Annotated in this window: 21 protein-coding genes, 1 tRNA gene and 1 other RNA gene; 19 read left to right on the plus strand and 4 right to left on the minus strand. The window is 43.4% G+C overall.

Annotated features, from left to right (window positions below):
• Positions 1–4: 4 nt before the first annotated feature.
• The 11 genes from HQM15_02940 (at position 5) to HQM15_02990 (ending at position 8,938) form a co-directional block, all read left to right on the plus strand.
• Complete coding sequence (locus HQM15_02940) at positions 5–1,219, plus strand: MFS transporter (protein ID MBF0491716.1); 1,215 nt, start codon at positions 5–7, stop codon at positions 1,217–1,219.
• Positions 1,197–1,853 (plus strand): leucyl/phenylalanyl-tRNA--protein transferase, encoded by a 657-nt coding sequence (locus HQM15_02945; protein MBF0491717.1) that lies wholly within the window; start codon positions 1,197–1,199, stop codon positions 1,851–1,853. Before HQM15_02940 ends, HQM15_02945 begins: the two co-directional genes overlap by 23 nt.
• Positions 1,854–1,883: 30 nt before the next feature.
• The gene (gene hisI, locus HQM15_02950) at positions 1,884–2,279 is read left to right on the plus strand and encodes a phosphoribosyl-AMP cyclohydrolase (protein ID MBF0491718.1); all 396 of its coding nucleotides are present in this window, start codon (positions 1,884–1,886) and stop codon (positions 2,277–2,279) included.
• Positions 2,280–2,427: 148 nt separating this feature from the next.
• Positions 2,428–2,772 (plus strand): histidine triad nucleotide-binding protein, encoded by a 345-nt coding sequence (locus HQM15_02955; protein MBF0491719.1) that lies wholly within the window; start codon positions 2,428–2,430, stop codon positions 2,770–2,772.
• 129 nt (positions 2,773–2,901) lie between these two features.
• Entirely contained in the window at positions 2,902–3,096 is a 195-nt protein-coding gene (locus tag HQM15_02960) for a 30S ribosomal protein S21 (GenBank protein ID MBF0491720.1), read from the plus strand.
• A 96-nt stretch (positions 3,097–3,192) separates the two neighbouring features.
• A complete protein-coding gene (locus HQM15_02965; protein ID MBF0491721.1) occupies positions 3,193–3,498 on the plus strand; it encodes a hypothetical protein in 306 nt (101 codons plus the stop codon).
• Complete coding sequence (locus HQM15_02970; GenBank protein MBF0491722.1) at positions 3,455–4,132, plus strand: nucleotidyl transferase AbiEii/AbiGii toxin family protein; 678 nt, start codon at positions 3,455–3,457, stop codon at positions 4,130–4,132. Before HQM15_02965 ends, HQM15_02970 begins: the two co-directional genes overlap by 44 nt.
• A 77-nt stretch (positions 4,133–4,209) precedes the next feature.
• Positions 4,210–5,979 carry a DNA primase gene (locus HQM15_02975; protein MBF0491723.1) on the plus strand — a complete coding sequence of 590 codons (1,770 nt, stop codon included), beginning with the start codon at positions 4,210–4,212 and terminating at the stop codon, positions 5,977–5,979.
• 84 nt (positions 5,980–6,063) lie between these two features.
• Positions 6,064–7,896, plus strand: a complete 1,833-nt coding sequence (rpoD, locus tag HQM15_02980; GenBank protein MBF0491724.1) for an RNA polymerase sigma factor RpoD — start codon at positions 6,064–6,066, stop codon at positions 7,894–7,896.
• 208 nt (positions 7,897–8,104) lie between these two features.
• Positions 8,105–8,178: transfer RNA gene (locus HQM15_02985), tRNA-Ile, on the plus strand.
• A 34-nt stretch (positions 8,179–8,212) separates the two neighbouring features.
• Complete coding sequence (locus tag HQM15_02990; GenBank protein MBF0491725.1) at positions 8,213–8,938, plus strand: hypothetical protein; 726 nt, start codon at positions 8,213–8,215, stop codon at positions 8,936–8,938.
• 39 nt (positions 8,939–8,977) lie between these two features.
• On the opposite strand, the gene rnpB is transcribed toward HQM15_02990, so the two are convergent.
• An RNA gene (gene rnpB, locus HQM15_02995) (RNase P RNA component class A) lies at positions 8,978–9,365 on the minus strand.
• Between the two features lie 44 nt (positions 9,366–9,409).
• On the minus strand, positions 9,410–10,093 hold the full coding sequence (locus HQM15_03000; GenBank protein MBF0491726.1) for a hypothetical protein: 684 nt from the start codon (positions 10,091–10,093) through the stop codon (positions 9,410–9,412).
• A gap of 210 nt (positions 10,094–10,303) precedes the next feature.
• Here HQM15_03000 and mtnA point away from each other — a divergent pair, with 210 nt between their 5' ends.
• The 5 genes from mtnA to HQM15_03025 are packed head-to-tail and all read left to right on the plus strand — an operon-like array spanning position 10,304 to position 13,623.
• Positions 10,304–11,344: an S-methyl-5-thioribose-1-phosphate isomerase gene (gene mtnA, locus HQM15_03005; protein ID MBF0491727.1), complete on the plus strand. Its 1,041-nt coding sequence runs from the start codon at positions 10,304–10,306 to the stop codon at positions 11,342–11,344.
• Positions 11,345–11,354: 10 nt separating this feature from the next.
• Entirely contained in the window at positions 11,355–11,558 is a 204-nt protein-coding gene (locus HQM15_03010) for a type II toxin-antitoxin system HicB family antitoxin (GenBank protein MBF0491728.1), read from the plus strand.
• Positions 11,555–11,782 (plus strand): type II toxin-antitoxin system HicA family toxin, encoded by a 228-nt coding sequence (locus tag HQM15_03015; GenBank protein ID MBF0491729.1) that lies wholly within the window; start codon positions 11,555–11,557, stop codon positions 11,780–11,782. Before HQM15_03010 ends, HQM15_03015 begins: the two co-directional genes overlap by 4 nt.
• Before the next feature lie 25 nt (positions 11,783–11,807).
• On the plus strand, positions 11,808–12,731 hold the full coding sequence (ilvE, locus tag HQM15_03020) for a branched-chain-amino-acid transaminase (protein ID MBF0491730.1): 924 nt from the start codon (positions 11,808–11,810) through the stop codon (positions 12,729–12,731).
• Between the two features lie 31 nt (positions 12,732–12,762).
• The gene (locus HQM15_03025; GenBank protein ID MBF0491731.1) at positions 12,763–13,623 is read left to right on the plus strand and encodes a 50S ribosomal protein L11 methyltransferase; all 861 of its coding nucleotides are present in this window, start codon (positions 12,763–12,765) and stop codon (positions 13,621–13,623) included.
• A 12-nt stretch (positions 13,624–13,635) separates the two neighbouring features.
• On the opposite strand, the gene HQM15_03030 is transcribed toward HQM15_03025, so the two are convergent.
• A complete protein-coding gene (locus HQM15_03030) occupies positions 13,636–13,977 on the minus strand; it encodes a hypothetical protein (protein ID MBF0491732.1) in 342 nt (113 codons plus the stop codon).
• Between the two features lie 291 nt (positions 13,978–14,268).
• Between HQM15_03030 and HQM15_03035 the strand changes: the two genes are divergently transcribed.
• Entirely contained in the window at positions 14,269–15,600 is a 1,332-nt protein-coding gene (locus HQM15_03035) for an ATP-binding protein (GenBank protein MBF0491733.1), read from the plus strand.
• Here HQM15_03035 and uvrC read toward each other — a convergent pair.
• A complete protein-coding gene (uvrC, locus tag HQM15_03040; GenBank protein MBF0491734.1) occupies positions 15,561–17,486 on the minus strand; it encodes an excinuclease ABC subunit UvrC in 1,926 nt (641 codons plus the stop codon). The two genes, HQM15_03035 and uvrC, sit on opposite strands and share 40 nt — an antisense overlap.
• Positions 17,487–17,654: 168 nt before the next feature.
• Between uvrC and HQM15_03045 the strand changes: the two genes are divergently transcribed.
• Together HQM15_03045 and HQM15_03050 are read left to right on the plus strand one after the other, a co-directional pair.
• Positions 17,655–19,124, plus strand: a complete 1,470-nt coding sequence (locus tag HQM15_03045; GenBank protein MBF0491735.1) for an AAA family ATPase — start codon at positions 17,655–17,657, stop codon at positions 19,122–19,124.
• 30 nt (positions 19,125–19,154) lie between these two features.
• Complete coding sequence (locus tag HQM15_03050) at positions 19,155–20,408, plus strand: ATP-binding protein (GenBank protein MBF0491736.1); 1,254 nt, start codon at positions 19,155–19,157, stop codon at positions 20,406–20,408.
• Positions 20,409–20,434: the final 26 nt, after the last annotated feature.

The raw sequence follows: 20,434 nt of genomic DNA on the forward strand, positions 1-20,434 counted from the left end.
TGCCATGAAAAATAGCCTCTTTCAATCCCCCTCCTTCCTCTATTATCTCTCTGCTCGTTTCCTGGCTCTATGTGGAAACCAGATGATTGCCGTCGCCTTGGGTCAGTATTTGTATGAAAGAACTCACAATCCTCTCCATTTGGGATATCTGGGGCTTTCACTTTTTTTGCCAAAGATTCTTTTTACCCTCCTGGCAGGGCATGTGGCTGATCAGTACAATCGTCGAGATATCATTGTCATTTGTCGCCTGCTGCAGTTTCTGATTATGGGGCTCATTTATGTTTTTTATCTTCAAGGTTTTAGTCCTCTTTCATTCATCTACATCCTTCTATTTATAATGGGGGCAGCCAGTACTTTTGATGGACCTTCCGGGCAATCTTTACTGACTCAGCTGATTCCCGAACAAAGCTTCGCCCAGGCAGTCACCTGGAATGCCTGGGCCATGCAAATGGCCTTCATCCTTTCTCCAGTAGCCGCAGGATTTTTATACGCGACCACTTATAGTCCCCGACTTTGTTTTCAAGCAATTTTAGTTTTAAGACTACTCTCCTTTTTACTCGCGATAGGAGTGAAGGCAAAAAAGCTCGATACCGCAAAAGAAAAACTTTCCTGGTCTACTGTTTTTGCGGGCTTACATTTTATCTGGCAGAAAAAGATTTTACTCGGCATTCTCAGCCTGGATTTGTTCGCCGTTCTGCTCGGTGGTGCCGTGGCTTTAATTCCCATTTTTGCAAACGATATTTTAAAGATTGGCCCCCAGGGTTTGGGTTTCCTCCGCGCAGCACCGGCATTGGGAGCGGCCTCGATGTCTCTTTTTTTGGCCTTTAGAGAGCCTATTCAAAAAGCGGGAAAGAGTTTATTTGTGGCGGTCGGATTGTTTGGATTTTTTACGATTCTGTTTGCCCTCTCCACCCATTTTTATTTATCCCTTTTTTGTCTTTTTTCTTTGGGTGCCTCAGATATGATCAGCGTAGTCATTCGGGGTGTACTGGTACAAACCGAAACCCCTGCCCAAATGAGGGGAAGAGTGAGCGCCGTAAATTTGATTTTTATTAATGCCTCCAATGAGCTCGGAGAATTTGAATCCGGCGCAACCGCTGCCTGGTTTGGGGTGATCCCCTCCGTACTATTAGGCGGAATTGGAACTCTTGCGGTAGTCGCTTTATGGTCTAAATTTTTTCCTGAAATGAAAAACTATGGAGCCCTCCAAAAAAATTGAATTTCCCCCTGTGGAATGGGCTGCCCGAGATGGTTTGCTGGCCATGGGAGGAAACCTTGAACTGGAAACTCTACTGAGTGCTTATCAGCATGGGATTTTCCCCTGGCCCAGCAGCGACGGATTTTTGCTCTGGTTTTCGCCCCCCAAGCGTGCCATTTTGGAGTTCAGTGAATTTCATTTCCCCAAACGCTTAAAACAATATCTGAAAAAAACCGCTTTCGAATTTCGCGTGAATACCAATTTTAAAGCAGTCGTCGAGGCCTGTGCCCGAAGTAAAAATCGTAAAAAGGGAGAAGGCACCTGGATACTTCCCGAAATGGTGGAGGCCTACTCCAAACTTCATGAGGCGGGATACGCCATCAGCTTTGAGGCCTACAATGCAGCAGACAAGCTGGTGGGCGGCTTATATGGTGTAAAAATAGCGAACTATTTTGCGGGTGAAAGCATGTTTTATCGGGAATCGTTTGCTTCCCAATTTGTAATGTTACAAACGGTAAACTATCTTGCTTCTCTTGGCTTCACCTGGATGGACGTTCAAGTGCTCAATCCACATCTGCAGAAATTTGGAGTGAAAGAGATTAAGAGGGCTTTGTTTTTGGAAAAGCTGAATTTAATATTGCGAGAAATAAAGTGACGTGGCAGTCCCCGACAACGGAGCGTATTTATGTCTTTTAAAGAAATTATCCAGCAACTCAAGTTCGACGACAAAGGCCTTATTCCCGCCATCATGCAAGATGCAGAAAATGGCGAGATATTGATGTTCGCCTTCATGAACTCTGAAGCGGTAGAAAAAACCCTCACTTCCGGCTTGGCCAATTTTTATTCCAGATCCCGAAATAAAATGTGGGTAAAAGGCGAAAGCTCGGGCCACACTCAGGAAGTCAAAGAAGTCTATTTTGATTGCGACAAGGATGTCCTGCTCGTCAAAATCAAACAAAATGTGGCTGCCTGTCACACCGGATATCGAAGCTGTTTCTTTAGTAGAATTGATCTGCAAAAAGAGAGCGTAGAAACCGTGGGTGAAAAAGTGTTTGAGGAAGAAAAGGTATATAAGAAGTAATTTTCCAAAACTCCTCCTCTTAAGCTAAGAGGAGGGTGGGAGGAGTTATGGTCCAATTGGATGCAACTGCCATAACGCCCCCGAAATTGTTCTCACAATTTCCCCGTCTTAGCTTAAGAGGGGGAAATAAAGGATTGGGTTTTATCTTATGCCCTGCATCTTCTGCAAAATTATCCAAAAAGAAATCCCCTGCAAACTCGCCTACGAAGACGAGGAAATCCTCGCCTTTCACGATATTTCCCCCCAGGCGCCTATCCATATCTTGGTGATTCCCAAACAGCATTGCCCGACTCTGAATAGCGTGGAAAAAGATAATCTTGGCTTGATCTCCAAAATGTACGGCGTGGTTCAAAAAATAGTGAAGGAACAAAAAATTGACCAAAGCGGTTACCGCTGTGTCATCAACACCAACGCCCAAGGCGGCCAAACCGTGTTTCATCTACATCTGCATATTTTGGGGGGGAAGCAGTTGGGTGGGGGAATGGTGGGTTAAACCCTTTCCTTGACACTCTCTGCTAAAATGAGTTTTAACAGCGCTTCAAAATTTTTACTGACTTTGGTGGCAGCCTAAGTAGGAATCAATGCCCCCACTTCAATTGCACCCGAGAGGAGTTGATTTTAAATGCCAGGAATACGAATTAAAGAAGGCGAGTCGTTTGAAGCAGCGGTTCGTCGATTCAAAAAACAGTGTGAGAAAGCGGGGATTGTTTCGGAACTTCGCAAACGCGAACACTACGAAAAACCCAGCGTGAAGAAAAAGAAAAAAGAAGCCGCCGCACGCAAACGCTCCATGAAGAAAGTAAGGCGCGATTATTAGCGCAAAAAGGCCTCCTGAAAAGGAGGCTTTTTTTGTTCACTTCACGCGAAATCCAACTAGACAGCCCCTCCTATTTAAAATACCCTTTCGGCATCTATGGTATTTTTAGGAATAAAAAACACTCTTTTACGATTTGATTTCAAGGCACGGGGTTTGTTTTGGGATCATCCCAACATGACCAATGAAATATTTGCTTCGATACTCCAAGATCCTCAGGATACAGAATATACTTGGGCCATTTCACGTTTGTTTGAGAGGTTATCTTCTGTAGAAATACTCTCTTTATTTCGCTGGCCTCAAGTGGAACAAATGTTAAAACAGGCAAAATTACGCCCTGTCATTCTCAAACCTTGGGAGCATGCCCTTGAATATTTCCATCAAAAATCATCACGTGCTCGATAAAGATCTGCAGGCTTGTATTGAAGATTTTTTTGGGGAACGAAATTGGAAGGGTCTTTATCTTACAGGAGGAACCTGTATTGCCGAATATTATTTTGGCCATCGAACGTCCATTGATATGGATATTTTTACACCAGACCCCGAACTCTTTAGGGATGCTCGACGCCTTTTGATGCGTGAAGATTTTTTTCCTTTTGGGAAACTGAGTACACGAAGAAGTTTACCCGATTTTTCAGAATTTCTTCTCACCCGAGAAAATAAAGCTCCCATTAAAATAGATTTGGTTTTGGATATTCCTATCAGTTTGGGAGAAAAAATCCAATTCGGGTCCGTATGGCTCGATAGCCTTCCTGACTTGGTGGCCAATAAATTGGGCTGTTTGATTCAGAGAAATGAAATCAAAGATTATCTGGATCTTTATTACCTTTTACCCGCAATCAATTTATCTCCTGCTCAACTGATGGAACTTGGGCAAAAAAAAGATGCGGGATTAGACCCCCTGATTCTTGCTCATCAAATCCAATATATTCAAAGCATTCCGAAGGCCCCCTCCATCTTTTTACCGAACTTGGCTTGGGAACAAGTTCAAGATTTTTTTGTAAAATTTCATGATGAACTTTTAGAGGGGCTGCATTAAAAAATCGGATGGGATGACATCCTTTGCGACTTTAAGCCCCTTGCCAGCCTTCCCGCTTCATGATTTAAGCCTATTTCGTGAAAAACTTTTCTTCCACCCATCTTGAATCCATTAAAAATCAGCTCGACATTGTGGATCTTATCTCTCAATATCTGCCTCTCAAAAAGGCCGGGGCCAATTACAAGGGGGCCTGCCTTTTTCATTCTGAAAAAACAGCCTCTTTTATAGTGAGCCCCGCCAAGCAGATTTTTCACTGTTTTGGTTGTCATGAGGGAGGAGATATTTTTGGTTTTCTGATGAAAACCGAGCATCTGAATTTTCCGGAGGCCGTCGAAAAATTAGCCGAAAGAGCGGGAATTAACTTAGAAGATAAAGATCCCCATCAAAAAGCTAAGCCTTTTGAAAACAAGGAACACCTTTACCAGGCCAATCGCCTGGCGGCCTGGCATTATCATCAGCAGCTGCTTAAATCACCTGAGGCAGAAAAGGCGCGGGCTTATTTAAGCGATCGGGGAGTGGAGCAAAAGCAGATTGAAAATTTTCGTCTGGGCTATTGTGGGGATCAAACCAAAGAATTGTTGCAGCTTTACGAGAGCAAAAATATCCCTTTAGAAGCAGCATGTAAAGTGGGTATTTTAAAAGAAGGCCATCATGGTCTCTACGAGGCCTTTCGACATCGGGTGATCTTTCCCATTTTTAATAGCGATCAAAAGGCCATTGGTCTGGGGGGGCGTATTCTTCCTGGAGATACCAGTCCAGCCAAGTACATTAACAGCTCTGAATCCCCCATCTACGATAAAAGCGCCAATTTATTCGGGCTGCAGCTCGCCAAAGAGGCCATCCGCAAAAACAAACGGGTAATTGTTGTAGAAGGATATTTAGATGTGCTCACCCTGCACCAATTTGGTTTTCAAGAAAGTGTAGCCCCTTTGGGAACCGCGCTTACTTCGAGGCAGGTGAATTTAATCAAACGCCATAGCGAAGAAATTATCTTACTTTTTGATGGCGATACCGCCGGTTGGAAGGCTGCTGAAAGAAGCCTGGGGCTTTGTCTGGATCAGGGGCTTTCTCCCAAGGTAGTTCTTTTGCCAGAAGGAGAAGATCCGGACAGTTTTTTGCGCAAACAAGGTGCAGAAGCCTTTCAAGCCCGCCTCAGAGATTTGAAGAATTTATTGCGCGTGGTGATCGACAAGACGCTCTTTAAAGTGGGCAGCAATAGCCCGGAAGGAAAGGCCAGGGCTCTAAAAGAGTTGGGCCCTTATCTTCAAAAATTAAAAAGTTCCATCGAACGCAATCTGCACATTCAATATTTGTCCGAAAAATGGGCCTTACCCCAAGATTGGATCTTCGAAGAGCTGGGCCTCAAAAAGATCAGCGTTGTCAAAGCAATCAAAGGCAGCCAGCTCTTATCTTCTAAAATAAGTGTGGAACAAACTTTTTTCGAAATCTATCTCAATTTTGTCACCCTGCGAAATAGCTTAAAGCGGCTGATTCAAGTGGAGTGCTTCGAAGAAGGCCTCTACCGGCAATTGGCAGATTTTTTATGGAAGGATGCAACGTTAGATAATCTGTCTGCCGATCAGCTTTTAGAACGTTGCAGCGACGAAAACCTGAAAAAACTGATTCAAGGCTTGAGTGTTTTACAAAGTGAACAGGTAGCAGATACGGCCTCTCAGGTAGCCCTGGATTGTATCTATAAAATGAAAAAAAGCCGACTCAAAGAAAAACTCACCTTTATTTCGCAACAGATCCAGGAAGCCGAGCTGAATCAACACTTTGAAGATTTGCCAAACTTGGTAAATAACAAGCAACTTATTTTGAAAGCAATCGATGATATCAAAGCCTGATTAAAGGATATAAAACACAAATTTTACTTGCACCTACTCGCGTTCTCCCTTAGCAGGGAGAATTCATTTTCTGCCGGAGTTCCTATGCAAAGAGAAAAACCAAAAGAAGTTCAGCAACTTATTGATATTGCGAAAGAGAAAGGCTTTGTCACCTATGAAGAAGTGAACGACCTCCTTCCTGAAGACCTCACAAATGCCAACGAAATTGACGATGTGCTTTCGATGTTTGACGATTTAGACATCGAAGTGGTGGAAAGCGAAGAAGATGTAAAGCCCAAGAGCAACGTCAAAAAGAAGGGCTCTCCCTCGCTGCCCCCCACAGAGGCGGAAACCGCTGCCAATAAAGAGCAACAAGAAGAAGAGGCCGAGGCAGAAGAAGAAGCCGCTGCGGCTGCCGTAGCCGCTGCCACTGAAGCTTACTCTAAATCGACCGATCCCGTTCGCATGTATCTGCGTAAAATGGGAGCAGTGCCTTTGCTAACTCGTGAAGGTGAAGTAGAAATCGCCAAAAAAATTGAAGTGCATGAGGATGCCGTTTTAGACAAACTGCTCACTTCCCCCATCGGCATCAAGGAAATCATAGACCTGGCCGAACAAATTAAAAAAGGCAAAATCCACCTTACCGAAATTATCAAAGATTTGGAAGACGTGAACACCAGCGAAGAGGAATTTGATGAAACCGTTCATCGCGTTCGCATTCTGAAATTGCTGCAAAAGTTCAAACTCCTTTCTCAAAATCACCAAAAATTTGCCAAAAAAGTGGCGGCTCTCAAAGAAGGCGGAAAAGCCCTCGACAAAAATCGGGAGGCCCTGAAAAAATCGCAAGGGGCCATGCTGGAGTGCATCAAAGAAATTCGCTTAAATCGACGCAGCCTTGATAAAATCACAGAAAAGCTGAAAGAAGTGGTAGAACTGATCGCCGCCGAAGAAAGAATTATTCACAACTATGCACATCAGCTTAAAATCAAACCCGAAGAAATTCGTGAAAAAATGAAGGTGGTGAAACGCAGTGAATATGCCTTTAAAAAGTTGATGCGCGAATCCAAGATCTCCAAAGAGAGCATCAATGACACTCTAAAAAATATCGCCGCCAGCGATAAAAAAATTAAAACGCTGGAGAGCGAATACGGACATTCGGCACTTTCCCTGGGCAACGTTTATAAAGAGATCAAGAAGGAAGAATTTCTCGCGGACATTGCAAAATCCGAGCTGGTGGAAGCCAACCTGCGCCTGGTGGTAAGCATTGCAAAGAAATATACCAACCGCGGGCTTCAATTTTTGGACCTTATCCAGGAAGGGAATATTGGCCTCATGAAGGCCGTCGACAAATTTGAATATCAGCGCGGCTACAAATTTTCGACTTATGCCACCTGGTGGATTCGCCAGGCCATTACCCGCGCTATTGCCGATCAGGCCCGCACGATTCGTATTCCCGTGCACATGATCGAAACGATCAACAAACTGGTGCGCACCTCGCGTTACCTGGTGCAGGAACTCGGGCGCGAGCCTTCTCCGGAAGAAATTGCAGAGAAGATGGAAATGCCGCTGGAGAAGGTGCGTAAGGTCTTAAAAATTGCCAAAGAACCCATTTCCTTGGAAACCCCCATTGGTGAAGAAGAAGATTCTCATTTAGGGGATTTCATCGAAGACAAATCGATCTTAAATCCGTCGGATGCTGTGGTAAATATGAGCCTGGCCGACACTACCGCCGGTGTGCTTTCTACCCTAACCCCGCGCGAAGAAAAAGTACTGCGCATGCGCTTTGGCATTGGAGAACGCTCCGATCACACCTTAGAAGAAGTGGGCCGCGATTTTCAGGTCACCCGTGAACGTATTCGTCAGATTGAAGCGAAGGCTTTAAGAAAACTGAGACATCCTTCACGAGCGAAGAAGTTGAAAACTTTTGTAGATTGGTAGAAAAGGAAAGCCGACACTTTGCGCCGCGTTGTAGAAATTTTCTTTAGGCAATTAGGTTCATAGTATTAAGCAATTATTAAAGGAGGCTTTTCAAAAAAGCTCAGCTGCAAGACGGACCGCAGTGAGCGACCGGAGCGTAGCAGACGCTACGTGAGGATCGCGATCGAGGACCAACGCAGCAGATGACTTTTTTGGGAAGCCGACACTGGCGCCTATAGCTCAGCTGGTTAGAGCTCCCGGCTCATAACCGGGCTGTCCCAGGTTCAAATCCTGGTGGGCGCATTGTAAATTTAGATGAAAAAATCAGAGGACTTTTATGAGCGACAACACTCTTTCCTTAAGGGAAAGTTTACTAAAACTTGCAGGTTTTTCTGATCTAGAATCCAGAATTTTCCAGCTCAAAGATCTGATTGAATCCCCCCCTGATGAACTGACCCAGAAAACTCAGTTGCTAGGAACACTGCAAAAAAAATTCGAGCAAAAAAAACAAAATTTTCAAGAACTGGAATCCAAAAACAACGAACTGGGCCGCCTTTTTCAAGAGGATCAAGAAAAAATAAAAATTAAAGAAACTCGCATCTTCGAAATTAAAACCACCAAAGAATATCAAGCTGCCAGCAAAGAGATCTCCGATGGAAAACGCACGAACATCGAGCGCGAAAAGCAGAGACTGCTGCTGATGGAAGAAATCGAAAAACTAAAGCAGGAACTCGCCCCTCTTGAAGCAGAGCTGACTGAGTTGAGTAGTGGTGTTAAAAACATGAGTAGCCGATTGGAAGAGGAACGCGTTTCACATCGCAAGGAACTGGAAGAAGCAGAAAACACAAAAAAACAACTATTGAATGCAGTGGAGAGGCCACTCATCGAACGCTATGAACGCGTACTCTCTCGCAGACGCCCTGCAGTGGCTCCTGTAAGGGCCGGTACTTGCGAAGAATGCAACGTCCATTTACCTCCGCAAATGTATATTGAACTTCAGAAATGCTTGGAAATTATCAACTGCCCTTCCTGTATGAGAATTTTGTATGTCCCCCTGGAATAAATCCTTACTGGCAGCTGACAACTGTCCACTAGCAACTTCCACTAAGCTGGGCCGATAAGCCGGATTCTGTCCTTGTTTGCAAGGGAAGATCATTTCTCTAGGCCTTGAATTACTCCAAGGCTCAAGCGACCTACCCTCCACGCAAACTCCATGAGGCTATAGCTTTTCATGGAATTCACTCCGCGGGTAGCGAAGTACTCTCGACTAGTCGGGAGACTCGTGGACTACTTGGTCTTGCACCCGATGGGGTTTACCGGATTTCACTACGCATTCCGATTTTGCAATCGGAACCATACATACTTTCTGTTGCACTTTCCGTCGCCTCACAACGCCAGGTCGTTAACCTGCATCGTACCCTTTGGTGTCCGGACTTTCCTCACCCAGAAATCCTGCCAGGATTTCTGGACGCGATCTTCTGGCCCAGCTTAATGGGAGTTGCCAGCAGTCAGCAACGTTCGTCAATTGAGCACTTCAGGCAATCAAATTCAAGAGCGATTTTTTTTGTTCATTAGTCCTCTGCAATACCTTTAGGACCAAGGCTCTATTTACTTGCAGCGTCATATTATTGGATGCTTCGGATGCAAATTCAGTATCTTGAATCGACGAACGCGCTTGAGATAGATTTTCCTGCGCCGTCTGATTGGCTCGAGAATCTGCTTCCAGAGCTTGGGATTCCGATCCAGACGCCGCAAGTTGTGAGGCAATATGCTCAATGGCCAAATCCAGAGAGCCAATCGAGTTTTTTGCTTCTGTGCTCGAGCTGAGATCGATTGAAGGAGCCGCCGATCCCATGGCTGCCAAATTGTCATTGGCTTGCCCCACGATCACTTGTCTGGAACCTGAATCCACAGAGCTATCCGAAGCCTGAACCGCAAGATCCCTTAAATTCTGAAGCTGTTCCAAATTTTGAAACAAGCCTCCTTCGGATACCCCCAAGGCCCCTTGAGCCTGCTCATTCATACTTTGATTGATCTGAGATTCATTGATAGAAGAAGTTAAACTTTCTGCCCTGAGCAAACCCACCACATCGTCATAGGCCTGGTTAATACGGTTTCCGCTAGAAAGTTTTTCATTGCTCTTCTCTAGCTTTTTACCGATTTGCCCCAACTGTCCGAGCGACCGAAGTGCATCGTTGCTATTTATGCCTATTCCCATATTTTCCCCCTTTCTTGTGGTTTTACAGCCCGGCATACTAAAGAACGGAAGATCAAAAAAATACTTGAGGATTTTTTTTCAATTTTTTTTGTATGGAAGTATTAAGAAAAGTAAAACCAAGTGAAAAATAATGCCTAAAAATCATGATAAAAGCATTGCGCAAAAGCGGTGATGTGATTTATCAAAAAAATAAATCCAATTAGGAGTCCCATGAATTTCAAAACCATCGCCTGGAAAAACGACAAGGTAGTTCTCATCGACCAACGCAAACTTCCCCGTGAAGAAATTTATATGGAGTATTCCGACTACAAAGCCTTGGCCTCCGCCATTAAAAACATGGTGGTACGCGGTGCGCCGGCTATTGGTGTTGCCGGAGCCATGGGGGTGGCCCTGGGAGCCTTGGGGGTGGATGCCAAAACTCAGGAAGACTTCATTATCAAAATGAATAAAATCTGCAACATTCTCATCTCCACCCGGCCCACAGCGGTGAATCTGGCCTGGGGCGTAAAGCGCATGCAGCAGATTTATCTGAATGCCAAAGATTTCAATCAGGAAAAAGTAAAACAAGTTCTGGTTCAAGAAGCCTTGAATATTTTTGAAGAAGACGTCTCGCTTTGTAAAAAAATCGGTGAACAGGGAGAAAAACTTTTTGAGGATGGAGATACGGTGCTTACTCACTGCAACGCAGGCGCTCTGGCAACGGCGGGACAAGGCACTGCCCTCTCGCCCATCTACGAAGCGTATCGAAGAGGAAAAAAAATCAGGATGTTTGCGGATGAAACGCGCCCCTTTCTTCAAGGCGCAAGACTGACTGCTTGGGAGCTGATGAAGAACAATGTGGAGGTGACTTTGATTCCCGATGTGGCTGCAGCCTCTCTGATGCGTCAGGGCTTGATTCAGAAAGTCATCGTGGGAGCCGATCGTATTGTAGCCAATGGCGATTTTGCCAATAAAATTGGGACTTATTCGGTGGCGCTTGCGGCTAAAACCCACCACATCCCTTTTTATGTCGCTGCACCTTTCTCAACCCTTGATTGGGAAATGCAGAGCGGCGCCGAAATTCCTATTGAAGAAAGACCTGCGGATGAAGTAACAAATTTTTTTGAGCAACGCACAGCACCCGAAAATGTTAAAGTGAGAAATCCAGCTTTTGATGTGACTCCAAATGATTTAGTCACCGGAATCATTACAGAGCGTGGAGTGGTGAGCGCACCTTTTAAAGAAAATTTAAAGAAACTTTACGAGAGATAAGGATGTACTTATGAAATTAAAAATTGTTTTAGAACCTAGCGACGAAGGGGGCTTCACTATTTGGGTCCCTGCTTTACCTGGATGTATCAGTGAAGGAAATAGTCGGGAGGAAGCCTTAAAAAATATTCAGGAGGCTATATCCCTATATTTAGAAGAAGTAGAAGATGATGCAGTTTATAGTCAAAAAGTAGAATATCTTGAGATCGCTGTATGAGTAAAGTTCCCAGCTTGAATTTTGATAAAGTAATCAATGCATTCAAACGTGACTCTTGGGTTGTCGTTCGTCAAAAAGGAAGTCATATTCGCTTGCAAAAACATCATCAAGACGAAACGCTTAAACTTACTGTCCCTGCACATCGCCCTATTAAGCGTTCTACGTTATCGCATATACTTAAACAGGCAAAAACCGATTTAGAATATTTTCTAAAATTATTATAAATGAGATTTCTTGGAGTTATTATTTATGCCCCCCGTACAAAAACAATCCAAAATCTGGCTCGATGGGAAAATGATCAATTGGGACGAGGCAAATGTTCATGTCCTCACCCATACCTTGCATTATGGCATGGGCGTCTTTGAAGGTATTCGTTGTTATGAAACGGACGACGGGAAATCGGCCATTTTCAAATTGGAAGAACACATCGACCGGCTTTACGACTCTGCCCACATCTTATTGATGAAAATTCCTTTTCCAAAAAGTGAAGTGCTAGAGGCCTGCAAAGAAATTTTCAGAGTCAACAAACTCAAGGCAGGTTATTTGCGTCCTCTGGTTTTTTTGGGAGATGGAGAAATGGGTCTTTATGCGACAGGAAACACAGTGCGAATCGCCATCATCGCCTGGCCTTGGGGGGCCTATCTGGGAGATGAGGGCATGAAGAATGGAATTTCTACCAAGATCTCCAGCTATACTCGTCACCATATCAATGTGACCATGACCAAATCAAAGGCCGTCGCCAACTATGTGAATTCTATTTTGGCCAAGCGTGAGGCCGTGCTGGCGGGTTATGAAGAAACCATCATGCTGGACCCTCAGGGTTTTGTCTCCGAAGCCAGCGGTGAAAATATTTTTGTGGTGAAAAATGGAAAGATTAAAACCCCGCCCACAACCAACGCCCTCAACGGGATTACTCGAAACAGCTTGATTCAATTATTGGCAGAAGAAGGAATTGAGGTCAAAGAGGCCTGGATGACTCGCGATGAACTCTACATTGCCGATGAACTGTTCCTGACGGGGACTGCGGCAGAAATCACCCCTGTACGCGAGGTGGATCATCGTCAGGTGGGGCCAGGAAAACCGGGCCCTATCACTCAAAAAGTTCAGAAAATTTATTTTGAACTCGTGAAGGGTAAAAACAATAGGGACAAAGACTGGTTGGCTTATTTGTAAAGCTTGGTAACTGAGTGGTTACAAAATTTGTATGAAACCAGACAAAACCCTAGAAACCCTTATTTCCAAAACCAATCTTGACCTGGCCCTGGGGAAACTCTACCAGGAAAACATTTTCACCCTGCAACAAAAAAATCTGCGTGGAAAGATTTTCTGTCATGCAGAACTGCCCCCAAATATTAATATCAAATCATTGATCTCCCGCCTGCGGACACAAAAAGATTTAAAAGGAAAAATACTTTTTCAAGCATTAAAAATCAAAACATCCAAAGACAGATCCTGGGAAAAGGCCTATCAGAAGCATCTCAATCCCTTTGTTTTTTTAAAAAAGGATGTGCAACCTTTACTTTGGATTGATCCTCAAGAGAAAAAAAATCGTCCCATTCAAGAAAACACGCTCTACCTGAAGGCTGGCCTGGCCTTTGGAACAGGCGGGCATCCGACCACACAGTTGGCAGCGGAATTATTATGGAAAGTCATTTCAAAGGAGAGGGAACTCTTAGATATGGGCTGTGGCAGTAGTTTGCTGGCTATGACTGCTGCAAAGCTGGGAGTGAAGAATATCTGGGCCATTGATAATGATCCTGTTGCACTGGAAGTTTCGCAAGAAAACTGCACACTCAATGGCATCAAGAATATTCAATTCGCCCTCTCTCTTTCGAAAACCAAAGGGAAGAAATTTGATATCGTTGTTGCCAATATCCTCCTGCCTGTATTGATTGCCCTGAAAATGGACCTTGCGAAACACCTCAAGAAAAATGGACAACTGATTGTCAGCGGCCTGCTTTATAGAGACTGTGCGCCTCTCTTGAAGGCCTATGCTCCCGACTGGAAACTCATAGAGAGAAGGAATAGAAAAGGCTGGTCGGCTTTGCTGCTGGAAGAAAAGTGATTCGTGTGGAGTTCACTGCGGACAATCCCTCACATATTTTTTCACCAAAATGCTAGAACCTATCTCGATAGGTTCTTCTTCTGAATCTTCTGATGAGGAAGAAACTGGATTTTGTAAGTCTTCGTAGAAGGACCAATTCTTTAAAATTTTGGATTTTGAAAAATGGGTGGGCAAGGTCAAAATTTGCGTGCTGTTTTTCAAGGGAAGACTTTCATACTGAGCCGGCAAGTTCATCCCCCCGCAACTCATTAACTCACTCGATTGAGCTAAAGTCTGCAAGTCATTCGCAGCGGAATATAAGTCTTCGAATTGAAGACAGACGTAATCTTGTTCTTGGCTTTTTTTGGTGAGCATACATAAAAATAAAAGCAAGAGGGGTGCCATTTTTTTAAAAAAATTGCATTTTATAAATTTACAATATATTTTAGTAAGATATAAAATTTAGTTTAATAATAACAGGATCTATCTTTCCTAACAAATCCTAACAAATACTCAAAAAAGACGAACTTTTGACCCTCACAACAGGTAAAAAATTACCCTCTTAAAAAGTTTCATACTTTAATTCAGTCAAAGACTTACTTAAAAAATGCAATTTTTAAGAAAAATTCTTCTTGAAATATGTTTTTTTTAAGTAAAAGTAAAAGGATGAATCCCCATTTCGATCGCCTTCTGGAAAATAAAATTCGTCTTTTTCTAAACGAAAAAGAAGAGCAGCAATCTGTTCTCATTCTTGCGGGAGCCAGGCAAGTTGGAAAAACTACGCTATTAAAAACCGTCCTCCAAGACATTCCCCACCTCTATCTCAATCTGGAACGCAGTCCTTCGGATACCCTTAAAATAGACCTCTGCAAAGACTTTGATGATTTTCAGGATTACCTGCGCGACATTCATCAATTTAATCCTGCTGAAAAAGTTCTGGTCATCGATGAAGCGCAAAGCAGTCAAAAACTTGGAGCTTGGGTGAGATTCATGAAAGAAGAATGGAAATATGCCCATGTCATTCTTACGGGGTCCCTCATTTCGGAAATGCATCAAAGTGAAAGAAGCCCAGTGGGGAGGGAAACCTATCTTGAACTTTGGCCTCTTTGTTTCAAAGAATTTTTAATGGCGCAAAAACAAGAATCTTTGGTGGAAACACTTTCTCATTTTCAATTGGGAGATTCAATTTCGGAATCGAAGCACCAGCGTTTTTTGGAAACCTATGATCAATACTTAAAAGTAGGAGGCTTACCAGAAGTCGTTCGTTTTTATTTGGAGAAAAAAGATTATGAAACCAGAAAGTGGGATATTTATAAAAGTTACGAGGACGACTTTGTGCGCTATTTTTCCTTGGAAGAAGTAAATTTATTCAAACGATGCATGGAGGCCGTCGCGGCGAATGTGGGTTCTCCAAGCAAAGATAGCCAGGCCATTCGTTTGGATGCACCGGGCTACAAAAAAATAGCGGGAATTTTTTCGAGATTAGAGAAATGGAAACTGGTGTTAAAATGTGAGCAACTTGGAAAGCAGCCCGAAAAAAATAAATTTCATCCCAAACGTTATCTTTACGATTTGGGAATTTTGCAAGGCCTGCGCTTCAAAGGCTTGCCCAGTATAGGCATTCAGGAAATGGAAGAAGCCCATCTAAAAACTCCCATCGGAGGGATTATTGAAAATGCCGTGGCACTTTCGCTCAAAAACCAATTTTCTGATCAGATGTTCGGATTAAAATTGAGCAGTCAAACTGAAATCGATTTTGGAATAAAGATAAAAAATAAAATGGTCGCTATAGAATGTAAAACCAGTTTAAAAATGAAAAGAAATTTTTTAAAGCCCCTTCAGGATTTTCTTTCTTCTTATTCAAAAAATTCCCAAGCCCTTATCCTGTATGGTGGACCTCCTCTGGGGGAGTTGAGCGACAGGATACACGCGCTTCCTTATTATCTGGCGGATGAGTTTTATCGACTTTTTGAAAATGGGCCCTCCGATAGAACTTGAAAAAGTTTTTCCAGAATTTCTTTTGGAATCTTCGTCTCCTGCTGCACCGTTTCCAGCCCCTTCAAAAAAATATTTTTGGGGCTTTGATATTTTGTCAGCAGAAGTTTTTTTCGTTTTTCTCCCAGTCCTTCCACCGCATCCAGCAAAGAAGTGATACTCTTTTTCCCTCTCAATTGGCGGTGGTAAGTAATTCCAAAACGATGGGCCTCGTCTCGAATTTGGACTAAAAGTTTGCATTCTTCACTTTGTGGATGCGGGACGATGGGATCTTTGCGGCCTATAAGATAAACACGTTCGGGTTTGTCCCCTTCCCCTCTCCCTTGAGGGGAGAGGGTTTGGGTGAGGGTGACATCGGGTGCACTCGGGATCACCCTCACCCTGCCCTCTCCCCTCAAGGGAGAGGGGAAAGATTTCTCCTTCGCCAATCCTACTATATCGACACCCGTTACCCCCGCATCCTGCAACGCCGCATAGGCCGAGCTAAGCTGCCCCTTTCCTCCATCGATAATCATTAAATCCGGAAACTCCCATTCGGGATGACTCAGCCGTCGCTTCATCATTTCATAATGCATGGCAAAATCGTTGGGGCCTTGCGTGTATTGGATTTTAAAACGACGATACGATTTTTTATCCGGCCTTCCCTCCACGAAACACACACAGGAACCCACGGCCGCATCGGCACCCAAGTTGGAAATGTCGTAACATTCCATGCGGCGAGGCAAGTTTTTGAGGTTCAATAGCCGCTTCAATTTTTCCAAGATTTCTTTTCTGTTTTCCTGCTCACCCAAAACCTGCTTTAATTTTTCTTTGGCATTTTGATCGGCCAAGGCCAGCCTGGCTTTTTTATCTCCCCGCTCGGGCACTTGCAGCAGTACTTTGGCCTGTTTCATCTCGCTCAAAAGTTCAGACAAGGCCTGCTGATTTGAAAAGGTGAAAGGCAATAAGATTTCCGGGCAAATCCAGGCGGGTTCTTTGTAATATTGGAACAAAAAACTGGAAAAACTCTCTTCGTCTTCCTGAAAAATCGAAGTGGCTTGCACCCATTCTTTTTTATCCATCAGACTTCCGTGACGCACCTGTAGCAAGACCAACACCATTTTTTCGGCAGACTTGGCAAGGCCCCAGACATCCATCGAGGTACCCTCGTGCTTCAGTACCTGCTGTTTTTCCAGAAGATCTTTTACCGAATGAATCAGATCTCGATAGTAAGCCGCAGATTCATAGTCGAGTTTTTCGGCAGCCTCGTTCATCCGTTTTTCCAGCAAGTGCTCCAACTCCTGATTTCGTCCCTCCAAAAACAAACGAATCTCTTTGACCGTCTCCGCATAAATTTCTTTGCTGACATAAGCCACGCAAGGCGCATCACAGCGTTTGATCTGATATTGCAGGCAGGGCCGCGAGCGATTGGCAAAATCGTGATCGCTGCAGGTCCGCAACCTGAAATTATTTTGGATAAAATTCAAAATTTCATACAGGCGAAAGGCAGAGGTGTAAGGGCCATAATACAGGGCCCCATCTTTCACCACGTTACGGGTGGCAAAGAGGCGCGGGAAATCATGATTCACGGTAATTTTGAGGGAGGGATAACTTTTGTCGTCTTTCAAAAAGACGTTGTAGCGTGGCTTGTGCTTTTTAATGAGGGTGTTTTCTAGCAGTAAAGCTTCTTTTTCATTTTGAGTAAGTATCGCTTCAATTTGGCTCACTTTTTTCATTAAGAAACGAATCTGATAACGCCCATCCCCCTCCCCTTCTGAGCGAAAATAAGAAAGCACCCGGGCCCGCAGATTCTTGGCCTTGCCCACATACAAGACCTCCCCCTTGGTGTTTTTCATCAGATAAACACCGGGTGAAGTGGAAAATTCACGAATTTTTTCCTGGAGCTGCATGGGATAGGCGTAATGCGACGGAGGAAAGAGGTAAAGGGAAAACTCACTCTCATTCTCACGGAGACCGTGGGAATGAGTTGACTCATATCCGCTAAAAAAATTAAAAAATCAGCGGATAGGGTGTTTTAATATTGCGTATCCGCTACAATCTATGTATTTTCAGCGGATATGGATATTAAGACAAAAAGACAAGAAACTCAATTTCTGGGAAGACAAAGAGAGATCACTCTTCTTCACGAGAAAAATTGGAGAAACCATGCTCAACTGATAGTCGTCTATGGTCGTCGCCGTGTGGGGAAAACAGCACTCATCGAATACGCCTACCGAAACCAGGTTTTTTGGAAATTTGAAGGTCTGGAAGGGGAATCCACTAAAAAACAAATCCAGAATTTTATTTCCCGACTTGCCACTTATACTCAAAAACCACAGCTCAAAGAAAATATTTACCGGAATTGGGATGAAGTACTAGAGATTTTTGCTCAAGAACTGAAAGATAAAAAGCTGGAGGTTTTCTTCGACGAGTTTCAGTGGCTGGCAGAGATGGGAACGGGTTTTGTTTCTCTGTTCAAGTCTTATTGGGACAACCATTTCAAAAAAAATAGGCATCTTCGCTTCATCCTTTGCGGGTCCATTTCCTCCTTCATGGTCAAAAAAGTGCTAAAATCGAAGGCCTTGTATGGTCGCGTGGATACTGAAATTAATTTAAAACCTCTGTCGCTGGCAGATTGCCAAAAACTTCTGGATGCCCAGGCTTCCACTACAAAGCGAAAACCGGAGGAAATCCTTCAAATCAACATGATCTTCGGAGGCATCCCTCAATATCTTGAAGAATTGAACCCCAAGATGAGTTTGATGCAAAATTTAAATGAATATGCCCTCAAAGCTCAGGGTTATTTTTTTCAGGAGTATGGTCGTCTTTTCATTAGTCATTTTTCGGACAATCCCCTCTACGAAAAAATTCTTTTGTCTCTTTCTCAAAAAACAAATACCAGCGAAGACCTTGCAAAAGCTTGTGAGATAAAGACGGGAGGCGCTTTGAGTGAAAAGCTTTTAGATCTTGAACTCGCAGGTTTTATCAAAAGAGAGAGTCCGATTCACAAAGGGTTAAAGTCTAAAATTGTAAGATACCGATTGGATGACGAATACCTTCATTTTTATTATCAATTCATTTTACCCAACGCCAAAGCCATCCTCGCCGGGAAAATGACCATGACCTCTTTAATTGCAGGACAAGCCTACTCACAATGGCAAGGATATGCATTCGAGCGTCTTTGTATTAAACACGCCGAATACATCGCCACTCATCTTCAATTTGGAGGCATCGATTATACATATGGCTCCTGGTTTGGACGAGGTTCCGAAAATAAAAAAGGAACTCAAATCGATCTCTTGTTTGAAAGAATGGATAAAGTCCTCACTCTTTGCGAAATGAAATATGTGGGTCAACTGAATGCCAAAAAAATCATAGAAGACTTTGAAAAAAAAATAAGCGTCATTTCGAAAGAATATCCCTCTTACGGAATACAAAAAATTCTTGTCTCAGGAAAAAAAATCAAAACTTCTCCTTCACTCCAAAAATATTTTGACCATATTCTTTTTGCGGAGGATATTTTTTTTAACATTCTAACTTTGCATTGACACTGCAAATTTAGCAGCTATATTTGCATAATGATTGCAAGACAATTAGAACAGTGGCTCCATCAAGTTTCAGAAAAACCCCAGATTATTCACATCAGCGGGCTCCGACAAACCGGCAAAACCACACTGATGGAACTGTTTCTAAAGAAATATCCCCATGCGGTCTACTACCCGCTGTACGATTTGGTACAACTCCGAAAATACGACCGCCACCCTGAACAATGGGTGTTGGAAATCGAAGAAAAACTTAAAAAAAGCAGCCTCCCCTTACCTGTATTTATTGATGAGATTCAAAAAATTCCAGACCTGTTCCAGGCCTTGCAGGGCCTGTATCAAAGCCACAAGGGAAAGATAAAATTCTGGATCTGGGGTTCCTCGGCACGACCCCTCAAACGTCAGAAAGCCGAAACTTTGGCTGGAAGAATTTTAGCCAAAACACTCTGGCCGCTTTCCTGGCAAGAGATCACAGACAACGAAAGTGCCATCCCTTTTATTTTCGATTCAAAAAATCTGCAAAAAAAACTTAATTTTGAAAAACCACGCCATTATTCTTCAACGCTCTCAAGGGCTTTGACCCAAACCTTGCTTCCCGAAGCCTATCTGATGGACACCCAAGCAGATGCGATGGAACTGCTTCAATCTTACCAGGCCACTTATCTTGAAAACGAAATCCGACGAGAAAATTTGGTAACGGATATCGGTTTATTTGAACAATTTCTTAACTTGGCAGCCCACGAGAATAGCCAAATTATCAACCACAATGCCAAAGCTTCCGTGTTGGGCATTAGCCCCCACACCGTCAAAAATTATTACGGTATTTTAGAAGACACCTTTGTGTGTCGCTTACTTCCCACTTACAGCAAATCGTTTCGTGTTCAGGTCAGCAAAAGTCCCAAGGTTTATTTTACTGATACAGGCTTGGCTTCATTTATTGCAGGCTACAGACAAGAAGAACCTCCCCAAAGCAATCGTTTTGGGCAAGTGTTTGAAAGCTTTGTGTTGGGCGAATTTTTTAAACAAATTGAATATCATTCTCTTCCTTGGAAACTCTCCTATTTTCGTACTAAAACCGGGTTTGAGGTCGATTTGATAGTCACGAATGCCTCCGAAAAAATTGCCATCGAAATAAAAACCACCTCTAAAATCAATTCAAACGATTGCAAAGGATTACGACAACTCATGGAGATGGATTCCAGCATTCGTTATGGAATTTTAATCACCCAACAAGCGGCCCCCTTTGAAATTGAAAAAAACATCTATAATTTTCCGGCTTGGAATCTCTGAAACATTCCACCCCATCCCCATTAAAA

The sequence above is a fragment of the Deltaproteobacteria bacterium genome, from assembly GCA_015233135.1.
GTDB lineage: Bacteria > UBA10199 > UBA10199 > JADFYH01 > JADFYH01 > JADFYH01.